Raw genomic sequence first — 19,546 nt, 5'->3', positions numbered from 1 at the left:
TTCGTTTTGACGCAATTCCCAAGGGAAAGCGCTGTGCGCTTTTCCCGGGAAAACCGTTTCACACTTTTCCTGGAATGCTCCTAGCGCGCTTAGCGGGCCTTTTGAGCCGCGATCATCCCGCGTCGTTTAAGCGGTTCGGATCGTCGCGTTGGCACAAATAGTCGAAGGCCCGGACGCCAAAGCGTCCGGGCCTTCTTTTTCCTAGGGTGAGCCAACTTCGAGTGTCAGGCGAGCCATCTATCTTTGACCTTGAACAAGATGTCGTGGCGCGTCAGGTCAGGAGGGACTCGCGATTCCGTCTTTCTCAGCTGCACCCGCTCGTCGCACCACAGGTGTCGCACTTCTCGCAGGTCCCGTTCCGCACCATCGTAAAGTTCTGGCACTCGGAGCAGGAATTGCCGGTGTAGCCCTGGAGCAACGACCTGGCGCGGCGGTCGGCGGCGAGTTTCTTCGCTTCGGCTGCTTCATTGGCCGCGGCGTCGGTGAACAGCGCCGCCGTGGCGTCCGAAGCCTCGGAAGCAGCGCCCGCCGCTCCCTCGAAGGCGATCTCCTCGGCCAGTTCCTTGGCCCGCTCCTCATAGTCGCGCTTGTAGGCGACCGCCTCGTCGCTGGCCGGCTTCAGCGCCAGCACGTTGGAGCCGGAGAAGGCGGTGGGCGCCGAGCGGGCAGGGGCGCCGGAAGGTGCTGAACCGGCAAATCCCTTCGGCTCGTTGCCGCTGACGCGCGACACCAGCTTCACCGGCGAGGCGCCACGGGTCAGGCCCTTGGAGACGGCGTCGGTCTTGCCTTCGCTGATGTTGCGGCCAAGCGCGGTGTTGGAGAAGTCCGACTGGTCGACATGAGCGAGGTCGTTGCGGCCGAGATAGGAGATGGCCAGTTCGCGGAACACGTAGTCGAGGATCGACGTCGCGCTCTTGATGGCGTCGTTGCCCTGCACCATGCCGGCCGGCTCGAACTTGGTGAAGGTGAAGGCGTGGACATATTCGTCGAGCGGCACGCCATATTGCAGGCCGAGCGAGATGGCGATGGCGAAGTTGTTGAGAAGGCCACGCAGGGTCGCGCCTTCCTTGTTCATGTCGATGAAGATCTCGCCGAGGCGGCCATCATCATATTCGCCGGTGCGCAGGAATATGGTGTTGCCACCGATCTTGGCCTTCTGGGTGTAGCCCTTGCGGCGGCCGGGCAGCTTTTCCTGCTCGCGCGACACGCGCTCGATGATGCGCTCGACGATCCGTTCGGTGATCTGCACCGCACGCTGCGCGGCGGGCGCGGCGATCAGCTGCTCGACGGCTTCCTCCTCGTCGTCCTCGCCATCGGCGAGCAGCGAGGAATTCAGCGGCTGCGACAGCTTCGAGCCGTCGCGATAGAGCGCGTTGGCCTTCAGCGCCAGCTTCCACGACAGCATGTAGGCGCCCTTGGCGTCCTCCACCGTCGCATCGTTCGGCATGTTGATGGTCTTGGAGATGGCGCCGGAGATGAAGGGCTGCGCCGCGGCCATCATCTGGATGTGGCTGTTGATCGACAGCGAACGCTTGCCGATCTTGCCGCACGGGCTGGCGCAGTCGAACACGGCAAGGTGTTCGGCCTTGAGGAAGGGCGCGCCTTCCAGCGTCATGGCACCGCAGACATGGATGTTGGCGGCCTCGATGTCCTTCTTGGCGAAGCCGAGCGCCGGCAGCATCTCGAACGAGAAGTCGTTGAGCTGCTCGTCGGTGAACCCGAATGTCTCCTTCACCCAGTCGGCGCCCAGCGTCCACTGGTTGAAGACGAACTTGATGTCGAAGGCCGACTTCAGCGCCGCGTTGAGCGCCGCGATCTTGTCGTCGGTGAAGCCCTTTGCCTTGAGCGAGCCGGGATTGACGCCGGGTGCCTGGTTGAGATTGCCGTGGCCGACCGCATAGGCCTCCATCTCGGCGATCTGGGCTTCCGAATAGCCGAGCGTGCGCAGCGCTTCCGGCACGGCGCGGTTGATGATCTTGAAGTAGCCGCCGCCGGCCAGCTTCTTGAACTTCACCAGCGCGAAGTCGGGTTCGATGCCGGTGGTGTCGCAATCCATGACCAGGCCGATCGTGCCGGTCGGCGCAATCACGGTCGCCTGCGCATTGCGGTAGCCATGTTCCTCGCCGAGCTCGATGGCGCGGTCCCAGGCGGCTTTCGCATGCTCGGCAAGCGCCTGCTGCTTGAGGTCGGAAGCGACCAGCGGCACGGGGTTGACGGCCAGCTTCTCGTAGCCGTCCTTGTCGCCATAGGCGGCGCGGCGATGGTTGCGCATGACGCGCAGCATGTTCTGCGCGTTGCGGTCGTAATCGGCGAAGGCGCCGAGCTCGGAAGCCATCTCGGCGGAGGTGGCATAGGCGGTGCCGGTCATGATCGCGGTGAGCGCTGCGCAGATGGCGCGGCCCTCGTCGGAATCATAGGGAATGCCCGACGTCATCAGCAGGCCGCCGATATTGGCATAGCCGAGGCCGAGCGTGCGGTATTCGTAGGAGAGCTTGGCGATCTCCTTCGACGGGAACTGCGCCATCATCACCGAGATTTCGAGCACGATGGTCCACAACCGCACGGTGTGCTCGTAGGCCGATATGTCGATGGCGCCGTCCGCGTTGCGGTAAGGCAAGAGGTTGATCGAGGCGAGGTTGCAGGCGGTGTCGTCGAGGAACATGTATTCCGAGCACGGGTTGGACGCCCGGATCGCACCGGCGGAGGCGCAGGTGTGCCAGTCGTTCATCGTCGTGTTGAAATGCAGGCCCGGATCGGCCGACGCCCAGGCTGCATAGCCGATCTTTTCCCAGAGGTCGCGCGCCTTCAGCGTCTTCAGGACCTTGCCGTCCTTGCGGGCGGTGAGGTGCCAGTCGGCGTCATCCTCGACGGCGCGCAGGAAATTGTCCTTCAGCGACACTGAATTGTTGGAGTTCTGGCCCGAAACCGTGAGGTAGGCGTCCGAATCCCAGTCGGTGTCGTAGGTCTTGAACGACATCGAGGTGTAGCCTTGCTTGGCGAACTGGATGACACGGTAGATGTAGTTTTCCGGCACCGCGTCCTTCTTGGCCAGCTTGATCTCGCGCTTCAGCGCGGTGTTGATCGACGGGTCGAAGCAGTCGTCGCCATTGCCTTCGCAGTTGACGCAGGCCTTCATGATCGCTTCGAGATGCTTCTTGACGATCTTGGAGCCGGTCACCAGCGAGGCGACCTTCTGCTCTTCATTGACCTTCCAGTCGATGAACTCCTCGATATCGGGGTGGTCGGCGTCGACGATGACCATCTTGGCGGCGCGGCGCGTCGTGCCGCCCGACTTGATGGCGCCCGCGGCGCGGTCGCCGATCTTGAGGAAGCTCATCAGGCCGGACGAGCGGCCGCCGCCGGACAGCTTTTCGCCTTCGCCGCGCAGCAGCGAGAAATTGGAGCCGGTGCCCGAGCCATATTTGAACAGGCGCGCTTCACGCACCCAAAGGTCCATGATGCCGCCCTCGTTGACGAGGTCGTCCTGCACGCCCTGGATGAAGCAGGCATGCGGCTGCGGGTGCTCGTAGGAGGACTTCGACTTGGTCAGCTTGCCGGTGAACGGGTCGACATAGAAGTGGCCCTGGCTCGGGCCGTCGATGCCATAGGCCCAGTGCAGGCCGGTGTTGAACCATTGCGGCGAGTTCGGCGCGACGCGCTGCGTGGCCAGCATGTAGGCAAGCTCGTCGCGGAAGGCGCGCGCGTCTTCCTCCGACGCCTTGAAGTAGCCGCCCTTCCAGCCCCAATAGGTCCAGGTGCCGGCCAGCCGGTCGAAGACCTGGCGGGCGTCGATCTCGGAGCCATAGCGCTCGGCTTCCGGCAGCTTGGCAAGTTCGGCCTCGTCGGCGACGGAGCGCCACAGGAAGGAGGGGACATCGTTCTCCTCGACCTTCTTCAGCCGCGCGGGGACGCCGGCCTTGCGGAAATACTTCTGCGCCAGGATGTCGGCGGCGACCTGGGAGAACTGCGCCGGCACATCGATGTTGTCGAGGCGGAACACCACCGAGCCATCCGGATTCTTGATCTCCGAAAGCGCCTTGCGGAATTCGATCTCCGCGTAAGCCGATTGCCCTTGCTTGGTGAAACGCCGCTCGATGCGCATTGGTCCGGTCCCTTTTGTCTATATATAGCGCTTTTCCTCGGGGATTTCTGCCCCCAACGCGAAACGCGCATGTCCGCCGTCTGCCGGCGTTCGAAAACGGCCGGCTCTCCATTTCGCAGCCTTCGTCCGCCCTGCTGGTCAAACTCCTTGCGAAGCGCCTGTCCAACTCGCTGACGAACCCCACGGGTCCCTCAAAACTGATTTTTTCCGATTCCCTCGACCGAGGGAAATTCACACTATCTAGCGTCGAACCTAGCTGCAAACACTAAATATAGTATTAACAGACAATTTATTCCAGTCCGACAATTCTCCCTATCGTCCCCCAAGCCGCCACAATTCCAACGCTTCCGCCGGCCTCGCAAACAGGCGGAAATGCGGGAAAAAACTCACATAATCCGGGAAAAAGACCGGCCTCAGAACTTTCCGGTCGCGCTCTCAACAGGAGCACATGGCCTATAAAAGGCGACTCGTTTTGCGCCGTCAAGGATTCGTTTGCGTAGCTTTTGTGACCCCAACATCTTGTGTGTCACATATGTGGATAACGGGGAAAGAATTGCGGTGCGGTGATCGCGATTTGCCGCCTGAGGGCAATGCATATGCGGCCGACAATCCAGCCGAGCGCGAGCTTGCCGGGCCCGACCGCCACGTTCAGCCGTAATGCAGCCTGGGTTTTGGTTCGGTGCCGGTGAACCGCACCCCGATCCGGTCGTTGCGGCGCCAGCGAACCTCGCAGCGATAGGCAACGCCGTCGACCGGCACATAGAGCAGAAAGCGATCCGGTACCCTGGCTTCGACCGTAATCTTCAGTTCGGCGCCGCCTTCATGCTGATTGCGCAGCGTGCAGCTGACTTCCGAATTCGAAATTCCGGTGATGATGGCGCCACCCTTGAGGACACGCTGGCGGCGCTCGCGCCGGGGCTCATCGGATTCGTCCGGAACTGGTTTTGCAGGGGTTGCCATCGATGAATTTGCCAAAGCCGCCGAATCGTATTCCCGATTCGTTAGCAAAGCATTCACATTGATGCGTATTTTGTCTGGCAATGCAGCGCGGCGCGATCGCCTGACGTCAGGGTCAGGGGAAGCTGTGCGGGTCGGCGCAAAAATAGGCGATGATCTGGCAAAGGTCGGGTTCGTTGATCATGCGCACCGCTTCGCTGGAACTCACCCATTTGCGGATGCGGGAGCGCTTTTCCTTCCAGCGGTCGGCGACCTTGTCGACTTGCAGGGGAAACACAAGAACTTCACACGGGACTTCCTCGCCGGAAGCCAACACCTTGGCATAGAAGTAGCGGCCGGCTTCGAGATGGGAGACACTTCCGCGCAGTCCGGCTTCCTCGCCGGCCTCGCGCGCCGCGGCCTCGCAGAGCGGCTCCCTGGCCTCTGGCCAACCCTTGGGAAGCACCCAGCGACCTGTATCGCGGCTGGTTATCAGCATGACCTCGACGCCGTTGCCGGTATCGCGCCAGGGCAGGGCGGCAACCTGCAGGCGGCACGGCGCCGTGCCGAAGAGCCGTCGGACCCTTTCGGCCAGATGATTGTGCGTCGTTGGCCTCGTCAACATCGGAGAAGCTAGCCCCAGCCTCCAGAATCGTTTGCCGTCTCACGAATCTTACGGCCAATTGTCCGCAATAAAAGTAAAAACTTTCACTTATCTCGCCGATTACCGCCAATAGAGGTCGATTCCGCAAAATATCCGGCCTGCCGGGACCATTTGCGAAAGCAAACGATGCCCAACGGCGGCAGCTGATCTGGAACAGGCAGGGGTTACGAATCAGCCGGCGTGGTCGTCGGCTATCGGTTTCTGATAGGTGAAGCCCATGTCCCATGGAAAATAGATCCAGGTGTCCTGGCTGACTTCGGTGACGAAAGTATCGACCAGTGGCCGGCCCTTCGGCTTGGCATAGACGGTAGCGAAATGCGCCTTCGGCATCATCGCGCGCACGATTGCCGCCGTCTTGCCGGTATCGGTCAGGTCGTCGACGATCAGCACGCCGGCGCCGTCGTCAGCCAGCAACGCCGGCGTCACCTCCTTCAGCACCTGTAGCTGCCCCTGGCTGGTATAGTCGTGGTAGGAAGCGACACAGACCGTCTCGATGACGCGGATGCCGAGCTCGCGCGAGATGATCGCCGCGGGAACGAGGCCGCCGCGGGTGATGCAGACGATCGCTTTCCATTGCCCCTTGTTGGTGCCCGCCAGCCGCCAGGCGAGTGCGCGGGCGTCGCGATGGAACTGGTCCCAGGAGACCGGAAAGGCTTTTTCGGGAAGGGACATTTCGCGCACTCCGCAGCGCGCGAGCGCCGCGCGCAAGAAAACAGGGGAATGCGCGCGGAATTAACTGGAAAGCCTTGGCCTTGGCAAGGGCGGGCCTGAGCGATCGCTGTGGACTTAGCGCGACAGGAAGGCCGCTATCGGCGCCGTGCGCAGCACAGTGCGGGTTACCCCGCCGAACAGAAGCTGGCGCAGCCATGAGTGGCTGTAGGCGCCGAGCACCAGCAGATCGGCGCCGGTCTCGGTGATCCGCGTCTGGATGATATCATCGACCGAGCTGCCCCCCGATCTCTGCACCGAGACGCTGACGTTGGCGCCGTGGCGCGAAAGGGCGGAAGCGATCTCGGCGCCGGCGGCCTCCGGGCTCTCGTCGAGCGAGTCGGGTGGGTCAATGACCAGTATGTCGGTTTTCTCTGCTTCGATGATGAAGGGCAGAGCGTCGAAGGCGGCGCGGGCCGCTTCCTTGCTGCCGTTCCAGGCGAGCAGCACGCGCTTGAAGGTGGTGATCAGGGGGCCCGAATGCGGCACCACCAGCACCGGCCTGCCGGCGTCGTAGACCAGCGTGTCGACATCAGCGCTCGGGTCACCGCCCGTCTCACGCTGCGCGGCGATGATCAGATCGGCGGCGCGAACGCTCGAAATGCCGGTCAGCGCGCTGTCGCCCGAAAAACTCTCCAGGCTGCGCCACTCGAAGGAAAGGCCGGAATTCTCGATATATTTGAGAAAGACGGCCTGCAGCTTCTCGGCCCGCTCCCGGTTCATGTCGGCCGAGACCTGCAGGAACTCGGTGTCCGGAAAGCCGGTGGCCGAAGTGTAGGGCACCGGAAGCGTTTCGGCATGGATGCCGATCAAATGGCTCTCGAACCGGCTGGCGAGCGGAATGGCGCAGTCCAGCACGCGCTCCGCATCCTGTTCGTTCTGCAGAATGGCGACGATGGTTTTGAATCGCATGGTAATCCCTCGGTTTACGGGCGATCGAACTCGCGCGGACGAAACGTTGCGGCGTCGTGCTTGGTTCCGGGCTGCACCAGATCAGCCGGGATCGCTGGCGAAGCCGGCCACCATCGCCTCGACATCGGCGCGCGCCGCGTCCAGCGCGTCCTGGCTGCGGGCACGCACGACCAGTTCAGTCCAGAACTTGCCATCGCCATATTTCGGGTAGGAGCCGATGATCGTGTCCGGATGCGCTTTCTGGATGTCGCCCAGCGGCCCGCCGATGAGGCCTTCGCCGAACGGACAAGGCACCGTTGCCGACAGCATCTTGGTGCCGGCCTTCAGCGTCGGCACGACATTGTCGAGCATGGCCTGGAAGATCGACGGCACGCCGGCCATGACATGGACGTTGCCGATGCGGAAGCCGGGCGCGACGGACACCGGATTGACGATGAGATCGGCACCGCGCGGCATCCGCGCCATGCGCTTGCGGGCCTCGGTGTATTCGATGCCGCGCGCGGCGTAGCTTGCCTCCAGCATCGCATAGGCATCGGCATGGTATTCGCAAGGCACGCCGAAGGCCTTGGAAATCGAATCGGCGGTGATGTCGTCGTGGGTCGGGCCGATGCCACCGGTGGTGAACACATAGGTGTAGCGTGCGCGCACGGCATTCACCGCCGCGACGATCTCGTCTTCCTCGTCCGGAACGATACGCACTTCCTTCAGGTCGATGCCGATCGCGGTCATGATGTCGGCGAGATGGCCGATGTTCTTGTCCTTGGTGCGGCCGGACAGTATCTCGTCACCGATGACGAGCATGGCGGCGGTAACGATTTCGGGCATGGAAGGCTCCGGAGGGACGGGTCCAAGTCAGATAGCGCGCCATGGCTGCGGCCGCAATGCCACCCTGTACGAGCGGCCTCGCACCATCCGGTTCTATGCAAGGTTGCGGCACGACCGGATGCGGCTAAGCTGACGCTGGTTCTGGTCCGGGTGAACAATGCTGTTTTCGATTCTGTCGTGGCTGCTGGCCGTGCTTATCCTGCTGGCGGTCCTCGGGATCGCCAGTCTGGTGCTGGCGACGCAGTGGATCGCGGCGAAGGCCGAAAGGCTGGTGCCGCCGGTCGGAAAATTCATCGAGATAGATGGCAACCGCATCCACTATGTCGATGTGGGCGAGGGGCGGCCGATCGTCTTCCTGCACGGGCTCGGCGCCCAGCTTCATCATTTCAGGTCCACCCTGTTCGGGCGGGTCGATCCGGGCTACCGGCTGATCGCGCTCGATCGCCCGGGGTCGGGCTATTCGGTGCGGGCGCGCGGCGCCACGGGCCGGCTGCCGGAACAGGCCGAGATCGTGCGGTGCTTCATCGAAACGCTGCGGCTGGAAAAGCCGCTGGTGGTCGGTCATTCCCTGGGCGGCGCCATCGCGCTGACCCTGGCCGTGGAACATCCCGAGGCGATTTCCGGCATCGCCCTGCTGGCGCCATTGACCCATCTGGAAGGTGGCGGGCGCGAAAAGTTCGGCCCGCTCTATATTCCCTCACGCCTGCTGCGCCGGGTCATGGCCCATACGATGGCCATCCCGACAAGCCTCAGATATGCGCGGCCGACAATGGAATTCATCTTCGCGCCGCAAGTCCCGCCCGCCGAATACATGGTCGCGGCAGGCGGGTGGCTCGGGCTCAGGCCAGCCCATTTCTATGCCACGTCCTCCGATGTCGTGGCGATCGAACGCGATCTCGGCCGCATCGAGGGCCGCTATGGGGAGATCGCCATGCCGGCCGGCATTCTCTTCGGGGCCGCCGATCGCGTCATCGACATCCGCACCCATGGCGAGCCAATGCAGGACAAGATCGAAGGGCTCGATTTTGAAGCTGTCGACGGTCTCGGCCACATGCCACAATTCGTCGAGCCGGAACGGGTCATTGCCTTCATCGAGCGCATTGCAGCCTGCGCGTTTTCCGTTCGGACATCACCACGGCCTCACGACAATTTCACTGAACCATTCGGCTGATTGCCGGGTTTACCCCCGTGTCGCACCCAAGGCGGCCAAGATACGGAGTAATTCAATGTACACGAAACTTCTCGCAGCATCCGTTCTGACGATCGGTCTCGCCACGTCGGCGCTGGCGCAGTCGGCGGACAGCACTTATTCCAACCACCACAACTGGCTCTTCGGCAACGAGGATTCCGCGACCGTGGACACCACGACCACCGGCAGTATCAACGGCGATCGCTCCGGATTGAACAGCCTGGGCAATCCGGGGGCCGTCGGGCCTTGTGCCTCCAACACGGCCGGCCCCGACGCCAATGCCGGACGGAACGTCAACGATCAGTATTGCGGCAAGTAGTCAGAGCACGATCCCGAAAAGGGCGTACCGGTTTTCGGGAAAGACAACGCTAAAACAAACAGAAAGCCCGCAGGGTGGCCGCCGGCCGCGGAACGTCTTCTCTCCGGACGTCCACGGTCGGCGCCCTGCCTGCTCGTCGCCGAACCCGGTCGACGATCCAAATTCAGTCGGAGATCTCTGTCTGCGGCCGGTCCCGGCCGTCGGCCAGTTCGTCGTGCCATTTGCCGTCGGCATCCTCGTACTGGATGCCGTCGGTGGCCCCGGCGACCTGCTGCTCGGCCGAAGCGATTTCGGCGGCGCGCAATGCGTCGTGATGGGTGGGGAACGTCTCCGAGAAGGTCGCTCCGACCTTGTAGGCCCAGCCGCCGTCATGCTCGACGATCTTATAAGTCAGCTTCGCCATGAAATCCTCCGGTTGAAAGGTCCGCTGCTCAATGCAGCCGGTCGTCGGGCAGTCTGTCGTCGGGCACCAGCACTTCCGCTTCCTTGGCGGCTTCAATCAGCGCCCGGCGCGCATCCGCTGTCGAACGATAACCTTCCAGCACTTTGAGGCAAGTGTCGAGGGCATCACGATGTCGCTGGCCGCGATTGAGCGGCCACACCGTCATCAGGCACTCCGCCGCCTCCTGGGTGCTGCGGATATGGCGATATTTGCCGACATGGCCGAGCTCGACCACGACTGGCGTTTCGAAAGGTTTTTTATCCATCATGGCCGCAACGCAAAGCAGCCAATTTGGTTGCAACCATGTCCTTCAGCCTGCGCCCAAACGTCGCGTCGCGTTTGCGACGCGCTTTAGCTCTTTGTTCGATGTATGTCGTTGTCCCAAAAGCGGATCCATTTTTGGGTGACGTGCACGGCGTCTCAGTAGCCGCAATCGTTGCGCAGCCAGCGTGCGTTTGCCCAGCCGGTCGTGCCGCCGATCTCGACTTGATACCAGTTGCCGCGCCTGTCGAAGATCTCGGTATGATCGCCATTGAACAGCTGTCCGATCATCCGCGACGACGAATTCGGCCGTGCCCGCACGGCGAGAAAGCCGCTGCCAGTGGCCAGATTGTAGCGGCCGGACAGGCCGTGCACCGTGCCCTCGCAATATTGCGCGCCGGCCGGCGTCGCCGCGCCGATCCAAAGCCCAGCCACAGCCGTCAGCGCTGCAACCGGCAAGAATGTCCTGAACGACATGATTTCCTCCCAAGCCTGGCCGCGCCCTCCGCGGCCTCACCCAACGTAACAGGTCGCGGACAAAATTGAAGCTGTGCAAGCAGTCCAGAACCAGGGCAGGGCCGCGCCGGTGTCGGGAGAACGGCCGGGTCAGCCCGCCGCCTTCATCCAGTGCTGCATCGTGGTGACCGAACGGGCCAGCTGCGGCGCCGGGTGGATTGTCTCGCTGAACGTGGCGGCCGCACGCCATCCCCAACGCGGGTCGGCCAGGAAGGCGCGCGCCAGCGCCACCATGTCGGCGCGGCCCTCGGCGACAATTGCCTCGGCCTGCTTCGGGTCATCGATCAGGCCCACCGCCCGGGTCGGAATCCCCGCACCCTTGCGCACGGCTTCCGCAAGATGCACCTGGTAACCGGGGCCGGTGGGCAATTTCTGCAACGGCGAGTTGCCGCCGCTCGAGCAGCAGAGATAGGCGACGCCGACGGCCTTCAACGCCTTTGCCACCTCGATCGCGTCTTCAACGTCGAAGCCGCCATCGACCCAATCCTTCACCGACAGCCGCGCGCCGAGCATCAGGTTTGGAACCGCTTTCTTCACGGCCTTGGCGATCTCGACGACCAGGCGCATGCGGTTTTCCAGCGAGCCGCCCCAGCGGTCGGTGCGCTGGTTGGACAATGGCGACAGGAACTGGAAGATCAGGTAGCCATGCGCGGCGTGCAGTTCGATGAAGTCGAAGCCGGCGCGCTCGGCCCGCCTTGCCGCCTCGGCGAACCGCTCGATGAGCTGCAGGATTTCCTCCTCCTCCAGCGCGCGCGGCACATTCCAGCCGGTGTCGTAGGCGATGGCCGAAGCCGAGACAGTCTGCCGGGGATCCTCGTTTGGCTGCAGCGGCCCGCCGCCCTCCCAAGGCTTGCGGTTCGAGGCCTTGCGGCCGGCATGGGCAAGCTGGGTGCCGAACCTGGTGCCGGGAGCAGCGACGCGCCTGGCCGCGTCCAGCGCCCGGCGGGCGCCCGCCTCATTGTCTTCGGAGTAAAGACCGAGGCAGCCATGCGTGATGCGTCCGCGCCGCTCGACATCGGTCATCTCGACGGTGACCATGCCGGCGCCGGACATGGCAAGGTTCATCCAGTGGTAGAGGTGCCAGTCGCTGGCCGAGCCGTCTTCGGCCGAATACTGGCACATCGGCGCGACGGCGATGCGATTGGGGAAGGTGAGGCCGTCAAGGGTGATCGGCTGGAAGAGCGATGCTGTCATGAAATGAGGCTCCGGGAGGGGTAAGCCGTTATCTAGGCAATGGTTGGAAGGCGCGCCAGACACGAGACGGTGAGACGGCCTTTTTTGAACCGATTGCCCACATTGCGCAAATGCCCGTTCGCGGCTACCCCTCGACCAACAGCATGGAGACCATGATGGAAGATCGCGTTCGCATCCGTTCGGAGGAGGTACTCTCCGACGACTGGGCCGTCCTGAAGAAAACCGTCCTCGACTATCGCCGGCGGGACGGACAGTGGGAGACGCAGATTCGCCAAACCTATGATCGTGGCGACGGTGCGGTGATCCTGCCATACGATCCGGCGCGCTCGACCGTGTTGCTGGTGCGCCAGTTCCGTTATCCCGCCTACGTCACGGGCCATCGCGAGCCGCTGATCGAGGCCTGTGCCGGTCTGTTGGACGAAAACGATCCGGAAACCTGCATCCGCAAGGAAGCCGAGGAAGAACTCGGCTACCGGTTGAAAGATGTCGAGCGGCTGTTTTCGCCTTACATGAGCCCGGGCAGCGTCACCGAGCGGCTGTGGTTCTTCGTCGCCCGCTATTCGCCGGCTGACCGCATCTCGGCTGGCGGCGGCGCGCCGGAAGAGGGCGAGGACATCGAGGTTCTGGAAATGCCGCTCGACGAGGCGCTGGCCGGCATTGCCGATGGCCGCATCATCGATGCCAAGACCATCATTCTGATCCAGCATCTGAAGCTGAACCCGATCCCTGCTTGAATCCCCTGTTTGTTCCACGCTTCCGGCTTTTGGCCCTCGCCGACGATTTGACTCAGAGCAATGCGGCGTCGGGTCGCCGGTCGTAGAGGTCGAGTTCAACCGTAGGGACTTGGACATGATTTTTCATGCAACGACCAGAAGCGCCGCGCTCGGCACGGTCGTCTCCATTCCAGCCATGGGAACCGCTGCAGTGGAGAGGGCTTCTGCCGCGAACGTGAACGAAAGCCCGATCCTGGCCGGCTTCCGGCGTTGGGAGGCGCTCAGGAATTCGATCACTTTTGGCATTTCCGACAAAGATCTGAAGCGTGTCCACAGGAGCATGTCCGAGATCGTGGAAACCATGTTCGCAACCCCGGCCACGAGCACCCATGAGTTCGCGGCGCAGTTCATGGTCGTTTGCAGCGGCGACGAGATCGAGTACCGGCGGGCTGCCCGCGAGCTCCATGCTCACGCGCAAACCCTGGTCGGCATGGCGTCACTGCGAGCGGGACACAGCTGATTTAACGGCCATCGTGTCTGATGTCTTCGTGAACGGCGTTGCGCCTATCTAATTCACGGGGCGCGCGGCGATCCCGGACGCATCCTGTTCGTATCGCAATGCTCGACATGCGATGGCAGCGCTGAAAATACCGTCGCTTCCAGGCTGCCTGAAAGTCGAACCGACAAGTTGCAAAATAGCAGCAGTGGTGGTGCGGACGACGGGAATCGAACCCGTACGATCAGAGATCGAGGGATTTTAAGTCCCTTGCGTCTACCAATTCCGCCACGTCCGCAGGCCAGCCCTTTTCAGACGCCAGACACAGGCCGTCAAGTCGTGATCTTGGCCGCCTGAACGCGCAAACCAGACCTTGTGGCGTGGTGATGTGGCGTGATCACGGAATTACCCGCCCTGCAGGCATCGCTATGATGTCGCTCGGCGGATCGGATCCGCCTAGGCCGGCGCTTCTCAGGCCCACCCCATTCCCCCGCCCACTGGGGGCGTCGGCCGCTCCCTTCCACTGAGATAGCTCCTCGAGCTACCGCCTTGGCCGGTGGCGTCACGTTGCCGGTGAGGTTCAGAACTTGTAGCTCAGGTTGATGCCGACCGTGTTCAGCTTCACATTCTGATCGCGATCGACGAAGGGATCCGGCGTGTCGTAGTGCTCGGAACCGAAATCGTAGTAGCGATATTGCGCGCCGACGACGAACTTGTCGGTCAGCGCGTAGTCGATGCCTGCTCCCACGGTCCAGCCGACATTCGTGCGTGTCCTGGAGAACGCCGAACCCACGGCTTGCGAGGTTTCGATACCGCCAAAGGCGACGCCGCCGATGCCATAGACCAGCAGGCGATCCATCGCGTATCCGGCCTTGGCGTTGACAGATCCGAACCATTTGATGTCGGTGCCGAACGTGTTTCCCGGGCCTGCTTCGGCGGTGCCGTTGATCGAGGAATAGTTGAGGTCTGCCTCGGCGCCGAGCACCGCCTGGTCGAACTGCCACAGGCCGGCGACATGGCCGCCGACGAAACCGCCGTCGATGTCGGGCGAGACGGAAAATGGCCCACCATCTGTCCCTGATATATCGGATTGGCCCCAGCCATAGCCGGCCTGCAGACCGGCATAGTAGCCGGTCCAGTCGAAGCCGGGCGCGGTCATCGGCACATCGACTGCCGGGTCGGCCGCGAAAGCCGGCACGGCCAGAGCGGCAAGAAAACCGGCACTTGCGACCATCAGGCGACGCATCGAACTCCCCGAAAGAGGATTCAGAAAGATCCTTCCGCGGAAAGTAACGCGATTTGCGCCAAAACGGAATCTTATTTCTGACTCTGGTAAATATCACTCGCCGCGCCGGCATCGGCAAGGCGAGGACAGACGGCATTGTCGCGGCTGGTCGAACCCATACTCGGCGGCGAGGTCACGGTCAGCGGTACCTTCGCCGGGGCCGAACTAGGCGCCTCGCGGAGCGGATTTCGGCCGGAAAGGCAAAAGTCACGGTCGACGTAAAGGCTGAACAGCCCTCGTGAAAGCCGGGTTAGCTCCGTGAAGATGGGGGTGGGCCTCAAGCGATCCACTGTTTGGCGCTGGTCAAAACCACGCTGGCTTGGCACAGTCGGGCAAACAGGAGTCCTTCATGGCAAAGAAGCCGTCGGCGCATGCGACGAAACCCAGACCGTGGACCGAGATGGCGACGCATCTGGTCGACGTCGCCATGGGCCGGAAACCCGCCGATATGGTCATCCGAAACGGGCGCTGGGTGAACGTTCATTCGGGTGAGATCATCGCCGGCACCGACATCGCCATTGCCGGCGGTCGCTTCGCCTATTGCGGGCCGAACGCCAGCCACGCCATCGGTCAGGGCACCAAAGTGGTCGACGCCGGCGGCCGCTATCTGGTGCCCGGCCTCTGCGACGCGCACATGCATGTCGAGAGCGGCATGGTGACGGTGACCGAGTTCTGCCGTGCGGTCATTCCGCACGGCACCACCTCGATGTTCATCGATCCGCACGAGATTGCCAATGTGTTGGGCCTGCCCGGCGTGCGGCTGATGCATGACGAGGCCGTGGCCATGCCCATCAACGTGCACGTGCAGATGCCGTCCTGCGTGCCCTCGGCACCGGGGCTGGAACACGCCGGCGCCGAGCTGACGGTCGCCGATGTCGCGGAAGCGATGACCTGGGAGAACATCATCGGCCTTGGCGAAGTGATGAATTTCCCGGCGTCGTCGCCAACGACCCGGTGATGTCGGGTGAGATCGCCGCCACGGTGAAAGCGGGCAAGACGGTTGGCGGTCACTATGCGTCGCGCGATCTCGGCCTGCCGTTCCATGGCTATGTCGCGGGTGGCCCGGAGGACGACCACGAGGGCACGCGCGCCGAGGACGCCATCGCTCGTGTGCGCCAGGGCATGAAGGCGATGCTGCGCCTGGGTTCGGCGTGGTACGACGTCGCCTCGCAAATCAAGGCGGTCACGGAAGGCGGCATCGATCCGCGCAACTTCATCCTGTGCACCGATGACAGTCATTCAGGCACGCTGGTCCACGAAGGTCATATGGACCGGGTGGTGCGCCACGCCATCCAACAGGGGTTGAAGCCGGTGACGGCGATCCAGATGGCGACGCTCAACACCGCCCAGCATTTCAAACTGGAGCGCGAGATCGGCTCGATCGCGCCGGGCCGGCTTGCCGACCTGCTGATCGTCTCGGATCTGACCGCGATGGCCATCGATGAGGTCTATGCGCGTGGCGTCAGGCTGGCGAAGGGCGGCAAGCTCGAAATCGACATTCCGGCCTATGACTATCCCCGGACGGCGAAGAACACCGTCAAGCTCGGCAAGAGGCTAAAGGCCGGCGACTTCGACATCGTTGCCCCCAAGGGCGCCAACGAAGTGCGGGTGCGCGTCATCGGCGTCATCGAGAACCAGGCACCAACGCGCGCGCTCGAGGCCGACCTTCCCGTCGAGGACGGGCTGGTCGCCATGGATCGCCGCAACGACGTCTGCCAGATCGCGCTGGTCGAACGCCACAGAGGCACGGGCGGCGTCACCAACGCCTTCGTCTCCGGTTTCGGCTACATGGGCGACTGTGCCATGGCCTCCAGCGTCGCGCATGACAGCCACCACATCATCGTTGTCGGCACCAACAAGCAGGACATGGCGTTGGCGGTCAACCGGCTGGGCGAGGTCGGCGGCGGCGTCGTGCTGTTCTCCAAGGGTAAGGAACTGGCGCTGGTCGAGATGCCGATCGCCGGGCTGATGTCGGACGAGCGCGCCGAAATCGTGGCGGCAAAGGCGGAGAAACTGACCGAGGCGATGCGCAAGATGGGCTGTTCGCTGAACAACGCCTACATGCAGCACTCGCTGCTGGCGCTGGTCGTCATTCCGGAGTTGAGGATCTCCGATGTCGGCCTGATCGACGTGACGACTTTCCAGAAGGTCGATCTGTTCGTCTGAGATCAGCCGTCCGCGCTTCGTTGCTTACCCACCGGTGGCGATGGTCAGCACCTTGAATGGCGTGGTGATGACTATTTCGGCGACCGAGCCGACGGCCTTGCCGAGGCCCTGGCCAAGATTGTCGAGCTGCGCGGGCGATGTCTCGTCCGACGCCAGGCCGGCCGGCGTGCGCAGCCGGTCGCCGAGCAATTGCACCAGGATCGGATTGTCGGCGAATTTGGCATGGTTCAGGCGATCACCGCCCTTGGCTTGGGAAAGGTCGACGACCGACACGCCATAGCTGGCGAGATCAGCGGCGTTGCCATAGTCACCGACACGCGGCTTGTCGCCCGAGATCAGGGAAGAGAGCTTGAGGGCCCGATCATCGGCGGAGAGCAGGATGGCGAACGGCTTATCGGGTTTGCCATAGCGGATCATCTGCTTCTTGAACACGTCGACATCGATATCGGGCGAGGCCAGGATAACATAACCGAGCTTGCCGCCGAGATCGCGGTCGCCGGTGATGGCGAGCTGGCGCAGCGCCTCCATAGTCACCCAGGTTCCCATCGAATGGGCGATGATGTCGATGCTCTTGACCTGGGTCTTGGCCAGCATCCTGAGCGTCGCTTCAAGGTCATCGCGGGCGGCGTTGGCGCTTTCCTTGTCGTAGATATAGCCGGTCGTCTTGCCGCTGGACGCCCAGGAGAACAGCACCGGTGTGCCGGGAAACTTGGTGTCGTGCGCGATCTGTGTCAGCCGGTAGATACCGTCATCGAAACCATTGTTGAAGCCGTGCACGAAAACCAGCGCACGGCCGCCGCGCATGGCGATGTCTGCGCCGACCGCCTTGGCGAATTGCGGCGAGCCGTCATAGAAGGTGACGTCCTTCGCCGTGAAATCCTTGGCCGGATTGCTGTTGGCGGATCCCTTGGCCCGCTCGATCGCTCCCACCTGGTGGGTTTTGGGAACAGTCACGTCGACGCGGGCGTAGCTGGTGGTCAGCGAGCGATCGCCGTCGAAAACCTGCCGAGGGTACTTCGTGGCCTTGCGGCGTGTCGTGGCAACGAAAATCTCATGCGTGGCCGCAATGTCGGACGCAGCGGCGGCGACCGTCGTCCTGTTGAGCAGGTCATGCGTGTTCCGGCCGGCGCAGCCGGTGACAGCGAGCGCGAACGCGACGATGACTAAGCTTTTCAAACGCACGGTCACACGCCGGCTCCCGCAAAGGGGGACGTCAAACGCATGACGTCGCTGGCTATTCCGATAAAGCCATAGGCCGGCGCGGTCCAGTTCAAAGTGCGCCGAGGCTTCCGCAAGGGTGACGGGCGGGGCGAACGCCTCGCCAGTGCATCTATTGTCCGAGCAGGCCGATGCGGTCAGTCACCTCACGGTCGCTGGCAAAGCCGTCATCCTCGCGCAGCCGCTGGCCGATCATCTTCACCAGTGCCGGATTGTCGGCAAATTTCGTGTGGTTGAAGCTATCGGTTCCCTTGACCTTGGAGAGGTCGACGACCGTCACGCCATAGGAGGCAAGGTCGGCGGCATCCTTGTAGTCGCCGACGCGTGGCCGTGAGCCGGCGATCAGGCCGGAAAGCCTCAGCGCGCGATCGTCATCCGACAAGAGCAGGATGAACGGCTTGTCGGGCTTGCCGTAGCGGCGCATCTGGCTTTTGAACACGTCGACATCGATGTCGGGCGAGGCGAGCACCACGTCGCCAAGTTTGCCGCCGAGATCGCGGTCGCCGCTGATGGCCATCTGGCGCAGCGTTTCCATGGTCACCCAGGTTCCCATCGAATGCGCGACGATGTCGATGCGCCGCGCGCCGGACTGCTCCAGCATGCGCAACGTCACTTCCAGCTGGTCGCGGGCGGCACTCGCACTTTCCTTGTCATAGACATAGTCGGTGGTCCGGGCGCCCGAGGCCCAGGAAAACAGCACCGGTGTACCCGGATAGCCGGAATCATGGACGATCTGGGTCAGGCGGTAGACCGCGTCGTCAAAGCCCGTGTTGTAGCCGTGCACGAAGACCATGACACGGCCGCCGCGTGCCGCGATGTCGGCGTTGAGCGCGCTGGAGAATTTCGGCTGTGCGTCGTAGCCGACGACCTCGGAAGCCATGAAGTACTTGGCCGGATCATCCGACTTGCCGCGCGAACGCCGCTCGATCTGGCCAGTCTGATGGATTCCGGGCACGGTGACGTTGACGCGGGCATAATTCAGCGTGGCCGAGCGCTCGCCGTCGAAAACCTTGTTCGGATCGTCGGACTTCTTGCGCGTCGTGGCGATGAAGATGCTGTGATTGCCGGCAATCTCCGTCACCGGCGTCGCGACGATGGCGCTGCCAAGCAATTCCTGTGTTTGCTGGCCGGCGCAGCCGGCAACGAGCAGGGCAAGGGCAACCGCAAAAATCTTCTTCAAAGGCACGTCTGAAATTCCACTCCGGCCAAAAGGCCTGTCTACCCCCGCGACACCTCCCGGACAGTTTAAGTGCGGCGGAAGTAAGTCATTTCCGGTCGAAATGTGATCAGCGCCTTGCGACAACCATCGCACTGTTGCGTGAAAGCCAGAACGGCGGGAGAAATGCCGGAATGCGGGCCTCGTGGGGGCGCTCAACCAAGGGCATCACCGTCGGCTCACCGAATTCCGGCCGCGACATGGTTTTGAGGCCGGGCGATGCAACAGCATGAACAAACGCCTCCAAGTGCTTGCTAGGATTCTGCGAATACCTGTTTCGGAGGGGCATGAATGGCCGGGCAATGGCGTCGAGGGGCCGGATATGCAATAGGCAGGATCGGCTGCACGAGGCCAGGGCGCGCAACAAACAAAGGGTGCGCGGCC

General features: G+C 63.0%; 17 protein-coding genes, 1 tRNA gene and 1 pseudogene. 5 read left to right on the top strand and 14 right to left on the bottom strand.

The genetic code is table 11. The features are described from left to right. Positions 1 to 304 precede the first annotated feature (304 nt). The 6 genes from AC56QQ_RS20305 to AC56QQ_RS20280 form a co-directional block, all read right to left on the bottom strand. Positions 305 to 4,102, bottom strand: a complete 3,798-nt coding sequence (locus AC56QQ_RS20305; protein ID WP_497123124.1) for a vitamin B12-dependent ribonucleotide reductase — start codon at positions 4,100 to 4,102, stop codon at positions 305 to 307. Between the two features lie 648 nt (positions 4,103 to 4,750). Continuing rightward, positions 4,751 to 5,062: a PilZ domain-containing protein gene (locus tag AC56QQ_RS20300; protein WP_497123123.1), complete on the bottom strand. Its 312-nt coding sequence runs from the start codon at positions 5,060 to 5,062 to the stop codon at positions 4,751 to 4,753. Between the two features lie 112 nt (positions 5,063 to 5,174). Continuing rightward, on the bottom strand, positions 5,175 to 5,663 hold the full coding sequence (locus AC56QQ_RS20295) for an NUDIX hydrolase (protein ID WP_256750935.1): 489 nt from the start codon (positions 5,661 to 5,663) through the stop codon (positions 5,175 to 5,177). 210 nt (positions 5,664 to 5,873) lie between these two features. Further along, the gene (gene gpt, locus AC56QQ_RS20290) at positions 5,874 to 6,374 is read right to left on the bottom strand and encodes a xanthine phosphoribosyltransferase (RefSeq protein ID WP_489861073.1); all 501 of its coding nucleotides are present in this window, start codon (positions 6,372 to 6,374) and stop codon (positions 5,874 to 5,876) included. A 114-nt stretch (positions 6,375 to 6,488) separates the two neighbouring features. After that, positions 6,489 to 7,322 carry a universal stress protein gene (locus AC56QQ_RS20285; protein WP_489861074.1) on the bottom strand — a complete coding sequence of 278 codons (834 nt, stop codon included), beginning with the start codon at positions 7,320 to 7,322 and terminating at the stop codon, positions 6,489 to 6,491. A gap of 81 nt (positions 7,323 to 7,403) precedes the next feature. Then, on the bottom strand, positions 7,404 to 8,147 hold the full coding sequence (locus AC56QQ_RS20280) for a competence/damage-inducible protein A (protein ID WP_497123122.1): 744 nt from the start codon (positions 8,145 to 8,147) through the stop codon (positions 7,404 to 7,406). A gap of 157 nt (positions 8,148 to 8,304) precedes the next feature. Here AC56QQ_RS20280 and AC56QQ_RS20275 point away from each other — a divergent pair, with 157 nt between their 5' ends. Next, the gene (locus AC56QQ_RS20275) at positions 8,305 to 9,318 is read left to right on the top strand and encodes an alpha/beta fold hydrolase (protein WP_497123121.1); all 1,014 of its coding nucleotides are present in this window, start codon (positions 8,305 to 8,307) and stop codon (positions 9,316 to 9,318) included. A gap of 55 nt (positions 9,319 to 9,373) precedes the next feature. Further along, positions 9,374 to 9,655 carry a hypothetical protein gene (locus tag AC56QQ_RS20270; protein WP_489861077.1) on the top strand — a complete coding sequence of 94 codons (282 nt, stop codon included), beginning with the start codon at positions 9,374 to 9,376 and terminating at the stop codon, positions 9,653 to 9,655. 163 nt (positions 9,656 to 9,818) lie between these two features. On the opposite strand, the gene AC56QQ_RS20265 is transcribed toward AC56QQ_RS20270, so the two are convergent. From AC56QQ_RS20265 to AC56QQ_RS20250, 4 genes are all read right to left on the bottom strand, one after another. Then, on the bottom strand, positions 9,819 to 10,058 hold the full coding sequence (locus tag AC56QQ_RS20265; RefSeq protein WP_091578370.1) for a DUF2188 domain-containing protein: 240 nt from the start codon (positions 10,056 to 10,058) through the stop codon (positions 9,819 to 9,821). Positions 10,059 to 10,086: 28 nt separating this feature from the next. Continuing rightward, a complete protein-coding gene (locus tag AC56QQ_RS20260; RefSeq protein WP_497123120.1) occupies positions 10,087 to 10,365 on the bottom strand; it encodes a DUF982 domain-containing protein in 279 nt (92 codons plus the stop codon). Between the two features lie 152 nt (positions 10,366 to 10,517). Next, entirely contained in the window at positions 10,518 to 10,835 is a 318-nt protein-coding gene (locus AC56QQ_RS20255) for an SH3 domain-containing protein (RefSeq protein ID WP_269905802.1), read from the bottom strand. A 129-nt stretch (positions 10,836 to 10,964) separates the two neighbouring features. Beyond that, on the bottom strand, positions 10,965 to 12,068 hold the full coding sequence (locus AC56QQ_RS20250) for an NADH:flavin oxidoreductase/NADH oxidase (RefSeq protein WP_497123119.1): 1,104 nt from the start codon (positions 12,066 to 12,068) through the stop codon (positions 10,965 to 10,967). A gap of 155 nt (positions 12,069 to 12,223) precedes the next feature. On the opposite strand from AC56QQ_RS20250, the gene AC56QQ_RS20245 reads away from it, so the two are divergent. Then, positions 12,224 to 12,802, top strand: coding sequence for an NUDIX domain-containing protein (locus AC56QQ_RS20245; protein WP_497123118.1), 579 nt, complete (start codon positions 12,224 to 12,226; stop codon positions 12,800 to 12,802). Between the two features lie 115 nt (positions 12,803 to 12,917). Next, complete coding sequence (locus tag AC56QQ_RS20240) at positions 12,918 to 13,301, top strand: hypothetical protein (protein WP_497123117.1); 384 nt, start codon at positions 12,918 to 12,920, stop codon at positions 13,299 to 13,301. A 188-nt stretch (positions 13,302 to 13,489) separates the two neighbouring features. On the opposite strand, the gene AC56QQ_RS20235 is transcribed toward AC56QQ_RS20240, so the two are convergent. After that, positions 13,490 to 13,575 (bottom strand) — tRNA-Leu (locus AC56QQ_RS20235). 282 nt (positions 13,576 to 13,857) lie between these two features. After that, entirely contained in the window at positions 13,858 to 14,523 is a 666-nt protein-coding gene (locus AC56QQ_RS20230; RefSeq protein ID WP_489861082.1) for an outer membrane protein, read from the bottom strand. 388 nt (positions 14,524 to 14,911) lie between these two features. Between AC56QQ_RS20230 and ade the strand changes: the two are divergent. Further along, positions 14,912 to 16,728: pseudogene (gene ade / locus AC56QQ_RS20225) on the top strand (adenine deaminase). Positions 16,729 to 16,752: 24 nt separating this feature from the next. Here the strand turns inward: ade and AC56QQ_RS20220 are convergent. Both AC56QQ_RS20220 and AC56QQ_RS20215 read right to left on the bottom strand, forming a co-directional pair. Continuing rightward, entirely contained in the window at positions 16,753 to 17,916 is a 1,164-nt protein-coding gene (locus tag AC56QQ_RS20220) for an alpha/beta hydrolase (RefSeq protein ID WP_489861084.1), read from the bottom strand. 142 nt (positions 17,917 to 18,058) lie between these two features. Further along, positions 18,059 to 19,132: an alpha/beta hydrolase gene (locus AC56QQ_RS20215; RefSeq protein ID WP_489861085.1), complete on the bottom strand. Its 1,074-nt coding sequence runs from the start codon at positions 19,130 to 19,132 to the stop codon at positions 18,059 to 18,061. Positions 19,133 to 19,546 lie beyond the last annotated feature (414 nt).

The organism is Mesorhizobium sp. RCAM 05099 (assembly GCF_059683685.1).
This window is presented reverse-complemented; position numbering and strand designations above follow the sequence as displayed.

What these genes read in the sequence shown, in the direction of transcription:
- AC56QQ_RS20280 (WP_497123122.1), bottom strand. Translation starts at nt 8,147, where the DNA reads ATGCCCGAAATCGTTACCGCCGCCATGCTCGTCATCGGTGACGAGATA.
- gpt (WP_489861073.1), bottom strand. Translation starts at nt 6,374, where the DNA reads ATGTCCCTTCCCGAAAAAGCCTTTCCGGTCTCCTGGGACCAGTTCCAT.
- AC56QQ_RS20230 (WP_489861082.1), bottom strand. Translation starts at nt 14,523, where the DNA reads ATGCGTCGCCTGATGGTCGCAAGTGCCGGTTTTCTTGCCGCTCTGGCC.
- AC56QQ_RS20295 (WP_256750935.1), bottom strand. Translation starts at nt 5,663, where the DNA reads ATGTTGACGAGGCCAACGACGCACAATCATCTGGCCGAAAGGGTCCGA.
- AC56QQ_RS20305 (WP_497123124.1), bottom strand. Translation starts at nt 4,102, where the DNA reads ATGCGCATCGAGCGGCGTTTCACCAAGCAAGGGCAATCGGCTTACGCG.
- AC56QQ_RS20240 (WP_497123117.1), top strand. Translation starts at nt 12,918, where the DNA reads ATGATTTTTCATGCAACGACCAGAAGCGCCGCGCTCGGCACGGTCGTC.
- AC56QQ_RS20245 (WP_497123118.1), top strand. Translation starts at nt 12,224, where the DNA reads ATGGAAGATCGCGTTCGCATCCGTTCGGAGGAGGTACTCTCCGACGAC.
- AC56QQ_RS20250 (WP_497123119.1), bottom strand. Translation starts at nt 12,068, where the DNA reads ATGACAGCATCGCTCTTCCAGCCGATCACCCTTGACGGCCTCACCTTC.
- AC56QQ_RS20255 (WP_269905802.1), bottom strand. Translation starts at nt 10,835, where the DNA reads ATGTCGTTCAGGACATTCTTGCCGGTTGCAGCGCTGACGGCTGTGGCT.
- AC56QQ_RS20260 (WP_497123120.1), bottom strand. Translation starts at nt 10,365, where the DNA reads ATGATGGATAAAAAACCTTTCGAAACGCCAGTCGTGGTCGAGCTCGGC.
- AC56QQ_RS20270 (WP_489861077.1), top strand. Translation starts at nt 9,374, where the DNA reads ATGTACACGAAACTTCTCGCAGCATCCGTTCTGACGATCGGTCTCGCC.
- AC56QQ_RS20285 (WP_489861074.1), bottom strand. Translation starts at nt 7,322, where the DNA reads ATGCGATTCAAAACCATCGTCGCCATTCTGCAGAACGAACAGGATGCG.
- AC56QQ_RS20300 (WP_497123123.1), bottom strand. Translation starts at nt 5,062, where the DNA reads ATGGCAACCCCTGCAAAACCAGTTCCGGACGAATCCGATGAGCCCCGG.
- AC56QQ_RS20265 (WP_091578370.1), bottom strand. Translation starts at nt 10,058, where the DNA reads ATGGCGAAGCTGACTTATAAGATCGTCGAGCATGACGGCGGCTGGGCC.
- AC56QQ_RS20275 (WP_497123121.1), top strand. Translation starts at nt 8,305, where the DNA reads ATGCTGTTTTCGATTCTGTCGTGGCTGCTGGCCGTGCTTATCCTGCTG.